Consider the following 13185-nt stretch of genomic DNA (forward strand, 5'->3'; position numbering starts at 1 on the left):
TGATGAGAGGTTCTGGATCCCATGCTCCCCGGACTGACCAGGCTCGACCACATCGGCTTCACCGTCCCCGACCTGGACGAGGCCACCCGGTTCCTCGTCGACGTGCTCGGCTGCGAGTACCTCTACGCGCTCGGGCCCTACGCCTCGTCCTCTGACGACTGGATGGCCGAGCACCTCGGCGTGCACCCCCGGGCCGTCATGCGCAGGCTGCACTTCTTCCGCTGCGGCGACCAGGCGGTCTTCGAGGTCTTCGCCTACGAGGCGCCGGACCAGGGCTCCGCCGTACCGAGGAACAGCGACGTCGGCGGACACCACGTCGCCCTCTACGTCGAGGACCTCGACGCGGCCGTCGCCTACCTGCGGGAGCGCGGCGTGCGGGTGCTCGGCGATCCCACGACCAGCAGGGGCCCGAGCGAGGGGCAGCGCTGGGTGTATTTCCTCGCGCCCTGGGGGATGCAGTTCGAGCTGGTCTCCTACCCCGGAGGGAAGGCGTTCTTCCGTGACCGTTGAGAGCGCGCGCATCGCCACCCACCTGCGCACGGCGATCCTGCGCGGCGAGCTGGCGCCGGGGGAGCGGATCGGGCAGGAGGACGTCGCGGCGCGCCACGGCGTCAGCCGCCTGCCGGTCCGCGAGGCGCTGCGGATGCTGGAGGCGGAGGGGCTGGTCGAGCTGCGGAGCAACAGGAGCGCGCGGGTGCCCTGCCTCGACGCCCATGAGGTCCAGACGATCTACCGGATGCGCGAACGGCTGGAGCCGCTCGCGCTGGCCGAGAGCCTGCCGTACCTGACGCAGGACGACCTGCGGCGGATGGCCGCGCTCCAGGACCGCATCGAGGAGGGGCCGGACGTGGAGACCTTCCTCGACCTGGACCGCGAGTTCCACCTGCTCAGCTACAGCGCGTGCCGTACGGCGCAGCTGAACGCGGTGGTGCTGCGCCTGTGGAACGTCACGCAACACCACCGCAGGACCTACATGCGGCTGACCGGGCCCGACCGGCGCTGGGTGGTCGACGCCGAGCACCGGCTGATCATCGACGCCCTGGTCAGGGGCGACGCGGAGGACGCCGAGATGCACCTGGCCGGGCACATCCGCAGGACCCGGCTGGCGTTCACCAGCTGAGCGCCACGTATTTCGTCTCCAGGTAGTCGAGCAGGCCCTCGTGCCCGCCCTCGCGGCCCACGCCGCTCTGCTTCACCCCGCCGAACGGCGCGGCAGGATCGCTGACCAGGCCGCGGTTGAGCCCGATCATGCCGGACTCCAGCCGCTCGCCGACCCGCAGCCCACGGGCCAGGTCGGCGGTGTAGACGTAGGCGACCAGGCCGTACTCGGTGTCGTTGGCCTGCCGTACCGCCTCGTCCTCGCCGTCGAAGACGACGATCGGCGCCACGGGGCCGAAGATCTCCTCGGCCAGGATCGGCGAGCCGGGCCGTACGCCGGTCAGGACGGTCGGCTGGTAGTAGCAGCCGTGCGCCGACCCGCCGGTCAGCACCTTGGCCCCGTCGGCCACGGCGGCCTCCACCAGCTCGCCGACCTTGGCCGCCGCCCGCTCGTTGATCAGCGGGCCGACCTGCGTGCCGGGATCGCTCCCCGGGCCCACCACCAGCGCGGCCATGCGCTCGGCCAGCCCGGCGGCGAACTCCTCGGCGATCGGCGCCTCCACGTAGAAGCGGTTGGCCGCCGTGCACGCCTCGCCGCCGTTGCGCATCTTGGCCACCATCGCGCCGTCCAGCGCCGCTTCCAGGTCGGCGTCGGCGAAGACGAGGAAGGGGGCGTTGCCGCCCAGCTCCATCGAGGTGTTGACCACCTGGTCGGCCGCCTCGCGCAGCAGCAGGCGGCCCACCTCGGTGGAACCGGTGAACGACAGCTTACGCACGCGCGGGTCGTGCAGCATCGCCGACACGACGGCGCCGGAGCGGCGCGAGGTGACCACGTTCACCACGCCGTCCGGGACGCCCGCCTCGGTGAGGAGCCTGGCGATCGCCAGCGCGGTCAGCGGGGTGTCGCTCGCCGGTTTGAGCACGACCGTGCAACCGGCGGCCAGGGCGGGGCCGATCTTCCTGGTCGCCATGGCCGCGGGGAAGTTCCACGGGGTCACCAGCACGCAGACGCCCACGGGCTGGCGCAGCACCAGGAGGCGGTGGGTGCCCGCCGGGGCCGTGGCCAGCTCGCCGAAGGCCCTGACGGACTCCTCGGCGTACCAGCGGAAGAACTCGGCCGCGTAGGCGACCTCGCCGCGCGCGTCGTCTTTCGCCTTGCCGTTCTCCAGGGTGATCAGGCGCGCGAGGTCCTCGGCGCGGTCGGTCATCAGCTCGAAGGCGCGGCGCAGGATCTCGCCGCGCTCCCTGGGCGGGGTGGCGGCCCACGCCTCGGCCGCGCGTTGTGCCGCGTCCACCGCGAGGATGGCGTCGGCTTCTGTGCCGTCGGCTACCTCGCCGACCACGTCGCCGGTGGCTGGATCGTGTACGGCGAAGCAGCCACCGTCCACCGCCGGGACCTCTCGGCCGTCGATGTAGAGCATAGGGCGCCTCTCAGTAGGGGTTGGCGACTTTGCAGGGGGTCGGCCACTTAATACGGGTTTGCGATGATCAGGTCCTGGGCGGGGAACAGGGTGAGGATCTGGGCGCCGTCCTCGGTGACGACGACCTCCTCCTCGATGCGGGCGCCGGACACCCCGTCGTCGGCCGGGCAGTAGGTCTCCAGCGCGAAGACCATGCCGGGCAGCAGCTCGACCGGCTCGCGCATGCTCGTCAGCCGGGAGATGATCGGCCGCTCGTGCAGCCCCAGCCCGAGCCCGTGGCCGAACTGCAGGCCGAACGCGGCCATCTCGTCGGCGAACCCGAACGCCGTCGCCTCGGGCCAGACGGCGGCCACCTGGTCGGTGCCCACCCCCGGCTTGATCATGGCGATCGAGGCGTCCATCCACTCGCGCGCCTTGCTGTAGGCGTCGCGCTGGGACGCGGTCGCGCTGCCGACGGCGAAGGTGCGGTAGTAGCAGGTCCTGTAGCCGTTGAAGGAATGGATGATGTCGAAGAACGCCTGGTCGCCTGGGCGGATGAGGCGGTCGGAGAAGTTGTGCGGGTGCGGGTTGCACCGCTCGCCGCTGACCGCGTTGATCGCCTCGACCTGGTCGGAACCCATCTCGTACAGCCGTTTGGCGGCCAGGGCGACGATCTCGTTCTCGCGGATCCCGGGCTTGAGCGCCTCGACGATGTCCTGGTATACACCGTCAACCATGGCGGCGGCCTGGGACAACAGCATGATCTCGTCGGGTGACTTGATCTGGCGGGCGTCGAGCATGTGCTGCTGGGCGTCCATGACCCGCAGGCCCTGCCGTTCCAGCTCGAACAGGAACGGCGGCTCCACGATGTCCACCCCTAGCGGGCCGCCGGTCAGCTCCTTGATCTCGCTGACGGCGTCGCGCATGAGCCCGGCCGTCGGGGCGATCGCGCCACGGAGGCCGAGCATGCCCGCGTGGCAGTTGGCGGGGTCGAGCCAGGGGCTGTGGAGGCGGTGGTGGCGGGCCGCCGAGCCGAAGTCCCAGAGGCGGACCTGGCCGTCCCTGGTGAGCAGGGCGTAGCGGGTCATCTTGTCGCCCAGCGCGCCGCCGATCCAGGTCTGGGTGACGTAGCGGATGTTGTAGAAGTCGAAGAGCAGGAAGGCGGCGCAGTCGCTGGCCTGCAGGGCTTTCTGCGCTCGGGCGAGGCGGTAGGCGCGCAGCCGATCGAAGTCGACCCGCCGCTCGTAGTCCACCGCCATGTGCCCGGGCGCAGCAGGCGGCCTCACGCCCCCAGCCCCTCACGCATGGCGGCAGTCGGCCGCCTCGCGCCGCCCTGCATTGGGGCGCCCTGCCTTGCGCCGCTCTGCCTCCCGGCGCTCGCCCTTGCGGCGCCCGCTTTCACGGCGCCTTGTCTCACGGCGCCCTGCCTCCCGGCGCTCGCCCTTGCGGCGCCCGCTTTCATAGCGCCCGGTCTCGCGGAGCCCTGCCGGTCGTGTCCGAGGGCGGTTGACTGCTTCACGGCACCCAGGTCGTCGTGTCCGGGGGAGGTAGGCGGCCTCACCACGCCCACCGTCATGGGCCTGGCGGCGGCGGGGGCCCTCATGTGCTCAGCCCGTCGTCCACCGTCACGTTCTCCGGCTTCAGCTCGATGCCCGAGGCCGCCGCCTGCAGGTCGAGCAGGATCGCGAAGTCCTCCTCCACCCGACCCGACCCGACACTGGCCTGCACGAGCTGCGCGGTGAGCGAAGTGACCGGCATCGGCACGTCCAACCGGCGCGCTGCCGCCAGCCCCAGGTCGAAGTCCTTGCGCAGCAGCGTGGGAGTGAAGGTGGGCGTGTAGTCGAGGTTGACGAACGCCGGACTCTTATAGCGAGTGAAAACCGACCCCATCACGCTGTTGTTGAGAAACTCCAGGAACGCATGACGAGGCACGCCGCCCTTCTCCGCCAGCACCGTGATCTCAGCCATGGTCTGCGTGACCACCCCGAGCATCAGGTTGTGCGCGATCTTCACCAGCCGGGCCGCCTCGCCCTCGCCCGCGTACGTCGCCGACCTGCCGATGATCTCCAGCAGCCGCGACACCCTGTCATAGGCGTCCGCCGGCCCGGAGACCACCATGGTCAGCCCGCCCGCCTCGACGACCTTGGCGTTCCCACTGACCGGGGCGGCGAGGAACGGTACTGGACAGTCCAGTCTGATCGCCGCCGAAGCCTCCATGGAGATCGTGGAACAGTCCACCACGATCCCCGGCAGCCGCTCGGGGTCGGCCAGCAACTCGCCGAGCACCTGCTCCAGGTCTCCCGACATGGAGACCATGGTGAAGACGACGTCACAGCCGCGCAGCTCGGCGATCTCCTCGACAACCGTGGCGCCTTCCATGGTCAGCGGCTCCGCCTTGGCCCGCGTACGGTTCCACGCGGCCAGCTCCACTCCCGCACGCGCCAACCGCCGCGCCATGGCCAGCCCCATCCGGCCCGTGCCTATCCAACCGACCTTCATCGGTGTGCTCATAGATGTGCTCCTTGTCGTGCTCGCATGGGTTCTCCTTGCCGTGCTCTTCGCGGTCCTCGCGTGTCGTGCTCACCCGGACGCTCGTTGCGCTCCTCCCGCCCCGCCCTCACCCGGGTGCTCGTTGCGGTCCTCCCGCCCTGCCCTTACGCGGGTGCTCTTTGCGGTCCTCACGTGTTGAACTCACGCGGGTGCACCTCGCCGCCCTCACGTGCACGCCCTCACGTGTGCGCGCCCTCACGTGCACGCCCTCACGTGTGCGCGCCCTCACGTGCACGCCCTCACGTGTGCGCGCCCTCGCGTGCGCCCCGGTGTGTGCGCCCTCGCGTGCGCGCTCACACAGGCGCTCCTTGCGGTCCTCACGTGCGTGCTCACGCGGGTGCTCCGTACCTCCCTCACGTGCGTGCTCGCGCGGGTGCTCCGTGCCGTCCTCACGTGAACGCCCCCTGCCGGGTCAGGTGGTGCGCGACCCAGTCCGCCGTATACGGCTGATGCCAGGGCACGAGGTTGGCGCAGCCGTGGTTGCCGCCCTCCAGCATCAGCAGCTCGACCTCCCCACCCGCAGTGGCGGCCAGCCGTTCCGCCTGCTTCCACGGAAAGAGACGATCCTGCCGCCCGAAGACGATCAGCAGCGGCGCCCGGATCTCCCCAGCCACCCCCGCCAGGCTCAACGTGCCCGCGATCCCGGCAGCCTCGTCCTGCGACCGCGCCCCAGAGCGCACCGTGAACGCCTGCCTGGTCAGATCAGGCAGCCCCGGCCAGCAGTCCCCGTAGTCGTACGGCCCGCCCAGCGTGACGCAGGCCCGCACCCGGTGCCCCAGCGCCGCAGCGATCCTGCACGCGTAGTAACCACCCAGACTGACCCCCCACACCGCGATCCGCCGAGCATCGATCTCCGGCAGCGCCGAAAGCGCATCCACGATCGCGAGCCCGGGCCCCGACCAGTCCCCCCGAATCGGCAGGTCATACTCAGCCTCACCCTGACCGGGCCCGTCGACGCTGAACGTGGCCACCCCACGAGCCAGGAAAGGCGCCTCGTGCGCCCGCATCTCCTCCTTGGCCGAGTCCAGCCCGGCGACCAGCACCACCACGGGGAACGGCGCCTGCCCCCGCTCCGGCAACCGCAACACCCCGACCAGCGTGCCCCTGCCGAAGGGCATCTCCACCCGACGCCCACGCGGACGGAGGTACGGCAGAGCCGCGTTGAGACACCGCACCGCACTGTCGTGAGCCCGGCGCATCTGCGCGCGATCCTCGACGAAGACGAACTTGGCGTAGTGGTAGTAGAGCGCCGCCCTGGCCAGATGCTCGCCCGCGGACACGTGACGACGAGCGGCCAGCGCGTCATGCCCCAGCCCGGAATGCTCGGCAGCCACCTCAGACCAGGCGGCACACCACTGACCCCAGTGCTGGAGCCCGTTGGTGATCCGCTGGAAGTCGGCGAGGCTCACACCGTTGGCGGTGAAGCGCGGACCCCAGGTGGCTATCGCGGTGGTGAGCCGGGCATCCATGGTCTCCCTTTCCGTTCCGCAATCGATTGCGAACGCCTGAATCATGGAGTTAGATCTTGGCTATGTCAACGGAATGCAATCGACTGCACATCGGCGTCTTCAGCCCCTCGGTACTCATCCGAGTCGCCAGACGCGTCGGCCTGTTGAAGGAGTACGACCTGTCGGTGGAGGAGGTCCCCGTCCCCTCCTCACCCGCCCAGTTCGCCGCGTTACTGGACGGCCGCCTGGACGCCGCCCTGACCAGCCCGGACAACGTGCTCAACCACCGCTTCACCGGCGGCGCAGAGCTGCCGAACGGGTCGTTTACCGGCGGCGGAGTGATGTTGAATAGAGCGTCCACCACCGGCGCGCTGCTGCCGGACGAGGTGCTGACCGGCGGCACGCAGCTGCTGGACGGGACGCTGGCGGGCGCCACGGAGTTGCCGGGCGCATCAAGCGCTGGCGGCGGAGAGATGTTGGACGGGGTATCCACCAGCGGCCCAGAGCAGCCGGACGCATCGTTCACGGGCCGTGGAGAGGTGTCGGACGGATCGTTCATCGGCCGCGCAGGGGTGCCGGACGGGTCGTTCACCGGTTCGCCGAACCACCCGCACAACCCCGCCATCCAGGCGGACGTCCGGATCCTCAGTGCCGTAGACCGCGGCCTCGGCCTGGCCCTCTACGCCTCTCCCGAGCTCTCCACATCCCCACCGATCATGCGCCCCGGCCTGACACTCGGCGTGGACGTACCCAACTCCGGGTTCGCCTTCGCCGCCTACGTCCTGATGGAGACGCTGGGTCTGAGCCGCACCGACTACCAGGTCACCGCCCTGGGCTCAACGCCCATGCGCCTGGACGCACTGCTGGCAGGACGATGCGACATAACGATGCTCAACGCAGGCAACGACCTCCGCGCCGAGGATGCAGGAGCGACCCGCCTGGCAGGAGTGGCCGACCACTGCGGCCCATACCTGGGAACCGTCCTCGCAACAGCAGGAGCGCCAAAGCCGCTGGTATCAGCCCTGGCCAAGGCGCTGATCGCCACCACCGACCTGATCCTCTCCGGCGAAGTGAACGAGGTAGCCGAGCAGGAGACAGGCCTGCCCAAACACCTTGCCACCAGATACGTGCGCCACCTCACCAACCCCCACGAGGGCCTGGTACGGGACGGGAGGGTCGACCCCACCGCGATGCACACCGTCCTGGCCCTACGCCGCCGCTACCACCCCGACGACAGACTGACCGCGGCCCTCGACCCATCGAACGGCCTCATCACACCCCACCCCTGACCCCACCGCCCGCCGACCGCCCGCCCGCCGACCGCCCGCCGCCCGCCCGCCGACCGCCCGCCGACCGCCCGCCGACCGCCCGCCGACCGACCGCCCCGCCGACCGCCCGCCGACCGCCCGCCGACCGCTCAGCGCTCGTCGGCACCGGCCCCGTCGGCCATACGGGCGCGTATGCCCACCGGGCCATCCATACGCCTACGTATGCTCAGCGAGCCGTACGAGTGCGTATGGTCACTCAGAACCCCTCCGCCTGCGTATAGGTCAACAGTGACGTCCGCCTGCGTATGGTCGGCCGTGCCGTACGGCTGCGTATGCTCGGCGGGCCGCATGCATGTGTACGGTCAGAGGTTCGTAGGGGTGCGTGCGGGCAGAGGCCCGTACGGGTGCGTACGGTCAGCGGGCCGTACGTGAAGGTTGGCCCGTGTGCGGTCGGGTGGTGGAGGCGCGGACGGTCAGGGTTGCGGGCAGGAGCAGTGAGCGCGGCCGATACCCCGAGTCCTCGATGCTCTCGATCAGCATCCGCGCCGCCTCAGCCCCCAGATCCACGTGCGGCAACCGCACCGTCGTCAGCGGCGTGCGCAACTTGTCCAGGAACGGGATGTCGTTGAACCCCACCACGCTCAGATCCCCAGGACACGACAGCCCCCGCTCGGCGAGCACGTCATAACACCCCAACGCGATGAGGTCGTTGCCCGCCACGACCGCCGTGAACGCGTTCCCCCCGTCCAACAGCCCGGCCAGCGCCCGCGCCCCCGCCGCCTCGTTCCACCCCGTGCACTCGACGATGAGCGAAGGGTCCGCGGGCAGGTCATGGTCCTGTACGGCATGCCGGAACGCCCGAGCCCGCAACAGCCCCGTCGACGTGGTGCGTGGCCCGGCCAGATGCGCGATGCGCACGTGCCCCAGCTCCACCAGATGGCGCACCGCCTGCGCGATCCCGTCCGCGTCGTCAGACACGACGCTGGGGATCTGCAACGTCTCCACCTTGCGATTGACCAGGACCATCCGAGCACCCTGCTCGTGCAGCTCACGAAGGAGCGGATGGTCGAGCAACGCGGTCGCGATGATGAACCCCTCGACCTGCCGCGACCGCAACGACTCGACCCGCGCACGCTCCCGCACCAGGTCGCTGTCGGTGTTGACGATCAGCGCACTGTACCCAGCCGCCTCCAGCACCGCCTCCGCCCCGCGCACGATCGGCGGGAACAACGGGTTGGTGAGATCGGGGATGACCAGCCCCACCGTCGCCGACCTGGACGTCTTGAGACTGCGGGCGATCGGGTTGGGCCGGTAGCCGAGCGAGTCGGCCGCCTTCATGATCCGCTTGACCGTCTCGGCGCCCACCTGCGACCGGGTCTTCGGATTGAGCGCCCGGGACACCGTCGTGGCGTGAACCCCCACCGCATCGGCGACGTCACGCAGGGTCGGGACGGAAGGACGCTCACGCGTCATCGGCCTGACTCCTTCCCGGCGGTATCGCAGCGATCGATCATCAGCGTAGCGCCTCCCCGCCGGGGCAAAGGGCTCGCCACAGGTCCGGAGGCGGTCTTGGACACCGGCCGGTGATTCCCACCAGGCCGTCTGGGATTCCTGTGTCGCGTCCGGGTCAGAGGAAGCTCAGCCCTGTAGGTAATTCCCCGTTCGAGAGCTCAGCGGAAAGCGACAAGGAAAAGCGACAACAGGAGAGGCGAAAGCCGAAACGTGAAAGGACGCCCCGGCCAAAACGGCTGGGGCGTCCCGGGTTGTGTCAGCCCTTGTAGTTGAAGATCTGGCGCAGCGTGTGCTGGATCTCCACCAGGTCCTTCTGGTCCGCCATTACCTGGTCGATCGACTTGTACGCATCAGGGTGCTCGTCCACAAGCGACGCCGCCCGGTCCGAGTTCCACGTGCGGCCGCCCATCGCCCGGGTGAGCGAATCCGCCGACAGCTCCCGCTTGGCCTTGGTACGGGACATGCGCCGCCCAGCCCCGTGCGAGCACGAGTTGTACGACTCCGCGTTCCCCCGCCCCCGCACGATGTACGACTGCGTCCCCATCGAGCCGGGAATCACGCCCTCGTCTCCGACGTCCGCCTTGATGGCGCCCTTACGGGTGATCCACAGGGACTTGCCGTAATGGGTCTCCTGCTGGGTGAAGTTGTGGTGGCAGTTGATCGTGCGCACCCGCCGCCCCTTGCCCACGACGCGGAACAGGGCGTTGATCAGCACCTTGTCCATCCGCGCCCGCGAGGCCATCGCGTAACGCTGCGACCACAGCATGTCCTCGATGTAAGCGGTGAACTCCGGAGTGCTCTGGACCAGGTATGCCAGGTCAGGGTCCTCCAGGCCGATCTCCTGCTTCTTCATCAGCTTCTTCGCCCCCACGATGTGCATCGTGGCGAGCTGGTTGCCGATGCCGCGCGAGCCCGAGTGCAGCACGGTCCACACGCGGTCCCGCTCGTCGAGGCACACCTCGACGAAGTGGTTGCCGGATCCGAGCGTCCCGAACTGGTCGCCGACCTTCTTGGTGAGCCGAGGATTCAGGTCGGTGTGGGGGAGTCCGAGGTCGCCCAGGGCGCGGTCCATCGACGGGTCGGAGTGGCCCTTGCCGACACCCGCCGGAATGCGGTGCTCGACCATGGGCATGAGCGCGGCCAGGGTGTCGGGGAGATCGGCGGCGGTGAGATCGGTTTCCGTCGCGACCATTCCGCAGCCGATATCGACGCCTACGGCGGCGGGGATAATCGCATTCTCGGTCGGAATAACCGAGCCGACGGTTGCGCCGATTCCGACATGCGCGTCGGGCATAAGAGCGACGTGGCCAGAGACGAACGGCAGGCGTGCGGCACGTGCGGCCTGCATGATCGCGCCTTCGTCGATCTCGCTGGCCCACGACAGCAGGTTAGGTGCGGGCTGGTTCGGCGACATTAGAAGAATCTCCTTACTGGTTGTTGATCAGTCTGGCGTTACCAGGAAGGAAATCCCACTCATTTTATCCGCATATGGGACTCGGGGAGGGATCCGTGACCCCGCGCGGGTTCCGGCTGGGTTCGGTCGTGTGAGCGGGACTCGGGGTGAGATCCGTGACCCCGCGCGGGTTCCGGTCGGGTTCGGTCGTGGGAGTGGGGTTCGTGAGCCCGAGGGCGGAGGGGCCACCACAGGGCTCGGCCGAGGAGGGTGGCGAGGGCGGGGACCAGCACCAGCGACACCACGAGCGCCGACAACAGGATGCCGAGCGTCATCGCGAAAGCCATCTGCTCGTTGCCCGGAGACGTGACGAGGCTGGCGAACGTGGCGGCCAGCACCGCCCCCGCCGTCGCGACGGCCGGAGCCGTGTGCTGGACGGCGCGGGCCACGGCGGCGCGAGCCGTACCCGGCTTCTGCATCTCCTCCCGGATCCGGTCGGTGACCAGGATGTTGTAGTCGGTGCCCAGCGCCACCACGAACAGGAACAGCACCAGCGGCAGGGCGAAGTTCACGCCAGGCGCGCCGAGCCCGTGCTGGAACAGCAGGGTGGCGGCGCCGAGCGTGGCGGCGAAGGCGAGCCCGACGGTCAGCATGAGGATCACCGGCGCGAGCAGGCTGCGCAGGAGCAGCAGCAGGATCAGCGCGATCAGCCCGGCCGCCACCGGGAACACGATCCTCAGGTCGCGCTCGACCGCGGCCGACATGTCGGCGACGATCGCCGGAGTCCCGCCCACGTGTGCCGCCGTCCCGGCGGGCGCGTGCCGGGCGACCGCCGCCCGGATCGGTCCCGAGGCCAGGTCGCGCGCCTGCTGGCTCTGCGGGTCCGCGTGAGGGTAGACGTCGATCCTGGCGGCGCCGTGGTCCTTGCTCAGGACGGCAGGTGCGACCTGGCCCACACCTTTGACCTTGGCGAGCGCCTGGGACAGGCCGTCGAGCCCGTCGGAGGTGAGGTTCCCGGTGACGAAGACGCTCGTCGGGTCGGACACACCGGCCGGAAGCGTACGGGAGATCTCGGCCGCGGTGGCCGCGGCGGGGGTCCGCGCACCCGAGCCGCCCTGGCCGTAGTCCATGCGGATGCCGACCAGCCCCGCGGCCAGCGCGCCGAGCACGGCGACGGAGGCGGCCAGCATCGCCACCGGCCGCCGCGTGACCAGCGCTCCCAGGCGCGGGGAACCGGACCCGGCGGATCGGGAGGGCCAGAACATCTTGCGCCCGGCCGCCGCGAGCAGCGCGGGCATCAGGGTGAGGCTGCCGAGCAGCATCACCAGCACCGCGACGGCGATCGCCGGCCCCATCGAGCGGAACTGCCCGAACGTCGCCAGCCCCAGCGTGGCGAACGCGGCCACGATGGTCAGCGCGGCAGAGGTGATCGCGGTGCCCACCCGGCCGGAGACCTGGGCGGCCACCTCGCGGGCGGGCTGCGTGGGCCTGGCCCGCAGCTCCTCGCGGAAACGGAACAGCAGGAACAGCAGGTAGTCGATGCCGATGCCGAACAACACCACGTTGATCAGCCCCGGCGTGCCCGCGTCGAGCTTGAGCCCGGTGAGCATCGCGGCGACCGCGACGGCGCCAGCCGCCACGAAGCCGATCAGGGCGACCGCGAGCAGCGGCAGCAGGGCGGCCAGCACGCTGCGGAACACCAGCACATTGAGCAGGATGATGAGCCCCATGATGAGGCCGCTCGCCACGTTCGTGACGAGCTTGCGCGAGTCGACGGTGTCGACGGTGTCGGCCAGCGCCCCGGTGAAACCGGTCCGCATGCCCGCCTCGGCGAACTGCGTCCTGGCTGAATCGCGGAAGGCGCGGTAGACCCCCTGGACCCCCTTGTCCGTACGGTTCCCGACCAGCTCGACGGAGAGCAGCTCGAAACTCCGGTCGGGCGCCGTCATCGCCGGGGCGACGCGCGGCGTCTGGGAGCGGTCCGGGACGAGGAACTGCTGCGGCCCGTCGTCCTCCCTGGGCATGACCACCCGGCGCTTGCCCAGCTTCGCCGCCTCGGCCTCGACCCGCTGCCGGTCGGCGGCGGTGAGCGCGACGCCGTCGGCGCGCGCGACGAGCACCGTCACCGTGGTGGCGTCCGGGTTCGCCCCGAACCGCTCCTCGGCGATCCGCAGGGCGGCGGCGGAGTCGTAGCTCGGCGGCAGGAAGTCCCCGGCCTGGTTCTGGGTGACGCGGTCGAACAACATCGGGGTCAGGGCGCTGAGCGCCACCCCCAGCACCACCCACAGGGCGATGACCCTCCAGGGGCGTCTGGTGGAGTATCCGGTCAGGGCGCGGATCACATGGTCCTCCGGCGTACGAGCATGAAATGCGGACGTCTCCAGACCATCAGCGCGGGAGGCGGCGAACCTCCTGGCAGCGGATGATCCGTACCGGGGCCCTGAGGCCTGCCCCATGGGCCAGGACCAGGCCCCTGGTCCTGGTCACCCCCGCCGCTGTGCCACCCTGGATCGGGG

11 protein-coding genes and 1 pseudogene are annotated in these 13185 nt (G+C 70.2%); 3 read left to right on the top strand and 9 right to left on the bottom strand.

Annotation, left to right across the window (positions count from 1 at the left end):
* Positions 1-21 precede the first annotated feature (21 nt).
* Positions 22-510 carry a VOC family protein gene (locus ACIBG8_RS00795; protein ID WP_397340323.1) on the top strand — a complete coding sequence of 163 codons (489 nt, stop codon included), beginning with the start codon at positions 22-24 and terminating at the stop codon, positions 508-510.
* Positions 500-1120 carry a GntR family transcriptional regulator gene (locus ACIBG8_RS00800; RefSeq protein ID WP_397340324.1) on the top strand — a complete coding sequence of 207 codons (621 nt, stop codon included), beginning with the start codon at positions 500-502 and terminating at the stop codon, positions 1118-1120. The genes ACIBG8_RS00795 and ACIBG8_RS00800 overlap by 11 nt, the downstream gene beginning before the upstream one ends.
* On the opposite strand, the gene ACIBG8_RS00805 is transcribed toward ACIBG8_RS00800, so the two are convergent.
* The 5 genes and pseudogenes from ACIBG8_RS00805 to ACIBG8_RS00825 all read right to left on the bottom strand — a co-directional run bounded on the left by ACIBG8_RS00805 (position 1110) and on the right by ACIBG8_RS00825 (position 6517).
* A complete protein-coding gene (locus ACIBG8_RS00805; RefSeq protein WP_397340325.1) occupies positions 1110-2519 on the bottom strand; it encodes an NAD-dependent succinate-semialdehyde dehydrogenase in 1410 nt (469 codons plus the stop codon). The genes ACIBG8_RS00800 and ACIBG8_RS00805 overlap by 11 nt on opposite strands.
* Positions 2520-2566: 47 nt before the next feature.
* On the bottom strand, positions 2567-3784 hold the full coding sequence (locus tag ACIBG8_RS00810) for a M24 family metallopeptidase (RefSeq protein ID WP_397340326.1): 1218 nt from the start codon (positions 3782-3784) through the stop codon (positions 2567-2569).
* A 313-nt stretch (positions 3785-4097) separates the two neighbouring features.
* The gene (locus tag ACIBG8_RS00815; protein ID WP_397343879.1) at positions 4098-4511 is read right to left on the bottom strand and encodes an NAD-binding protein; all 414 of its coding nucleotides are present in this window, start codon (positions 4509-4511) and stop codon (positions 4098-4100) included.
* A gap of 33 nt (positions 4512-4544) precedes the next feature.
* A pseudogene (locus tag ACIBG8_RS00820) lies at positions 4545-5057 on the bottom strand (NAD(P)-dependent oxidoreductase); the annotation flags it as partial.
* Between the two features lie 380 nt (positions 5058-5437).
* Positions 5438-6517: an alpha/beta hydrolase family protein gene (locus ACIBG8_RS00825; RefSeq protein WP_397340327.1), complete on the bottom strand. Its 1080-nt coding sequence runs from the start codon at positions 6515-6517 to the stop codon at positions 5438-5440.
* A gap of 62 nt (positions 6518-6579) precedes the next feature.
* Here ACIBG8_RS00825 and ACIBG8_RS00830 point away from each other — a divergent pair, with 62 nt between their 5' ends.
* A complete protein-coding gene (locus ACIBG8_RS00830; protein ID WP_397340328.1) occupies positions 6580-7785 on the top strand; it encodes a hypothetical protein in 1206 nt (401 codons plus the stop codon).
* On the opposite strand, the gene ACIBG8_RS00835 is transcribed toward ACIBG8_RS00830, so the two are convergent.
* From ACIBG8_RS00835 to ACIBG8_RS00850, 4 genes are all read right to left on the bottom strand, one after another.
* Complete coding sequence (locus tag ACIBG8_RS00835) at positions 7769-7972, bottom strand: hypothetical protein (protein ID WP_397340329.1); 204 nt, start codon at positions 7970-7972, stop codon at positions 7769-7771. The two genes, ACIBG8_RS00830 and ACIBG8_RS00835, sit on opposite strands and share 17 nt — an antisense overlap.
* Before the next feature lie 206 nt (positions 7973-8178).
* On the bottom strand, positions 8179-9237 hold the full coding sequence (locus tag ACIBG8_RS00840) for a LacI family DNA-binding transcriptional regulator (protein ID WP_397340330.1): 1059 nt from the start codon (positions 9235-9237) through the stop codon (positions 8179-8181).
* A gap of 295 nt (positions 9238-9532) precedes the next feature.
* On the bottom strand, positions 9533-10690 hold the full coding sequence (locus tag ACIBG8_RS00845) for an RtcB family protein (protein ID WP_397340331.1): 1158 nt from the start codon (positions 10688-10690) through the stop codon (positions 9533-9535).
* A 59-nt stretch (positions 10691-10749) separates the two neighbouring features.
* Positions 10750-13011, bottom strand: coding sequence for an MMPL family transporter (locus tag ACIBG8_RS00850; RefSeq protein ID WP_397340332.1), 2262 nt, complete (start codon positions 13009-13011; stop codon positions 10750-10752).
* Between the last annotated feature and the right edge of the window lie 174 nt (positions 13012-13185).

Origin of the sequence: Nonomuraea sp. NPDC050556, from assembly GCF_044457355.1 — a bacterium.
GTDB lineage: Bacteria > Actinomycetota > Actinomycetes > Streptosporangiales > Streptosporangiaceae > Nonomuraea.

Coding starts and splice junctions, on each gene's coding strand:
- ACIBG8_RS00835 (WP_397340329.1), bottom strand. CDS start 7,972: ATGGCCCGGTGGGCATACGCGCCCGTATGGCCGACGGGGCCGGTGCCG.
- ACIBG8_RS00825 (WP_397340327.1), bottom strand. CDS start 6,517: ATGGATGCCCGGCTCACCACCGCGATAGCCACCTGGGGTCCGCGCTTC.
- ACIBG8_RS00840 (WP_397340330.1), bottom strand. CDS start 9,237: ATGACGCGTGAGCGTCCTTCCGTCCCGACCCTGCGTGACGTCGCCGAT.
- ACIBG8_RS00805 (WP_397340325.1), bottom strand. CDS start 2,519: ATGCTCTACATCGACGGCCGAGAGGTCCCGGCGGTGGACGGTGGCTGC.
- ACIBG8_RS00845 (WP_397340331.1), bottom strand. CDS start 10,690: ATGTCGCCGAACCAGCCCGCACCTAACCTGCTGTCGTGGGCCAGCGAG.
- ACIBG8_RS00830 (WP_397340328.1), top strand. CDS start 6,580: ATGTCAACGGAATGCAATCGACTGCACATCGGCGTCTTCAGCCCCTCG.
- ACIBG8_RS00795 (WP_397340323.1), top strand. CDS start 22: ATGCTCCCCGGACTGACCAGGCTCGACCACATCGGCTTCACCGTCCCC.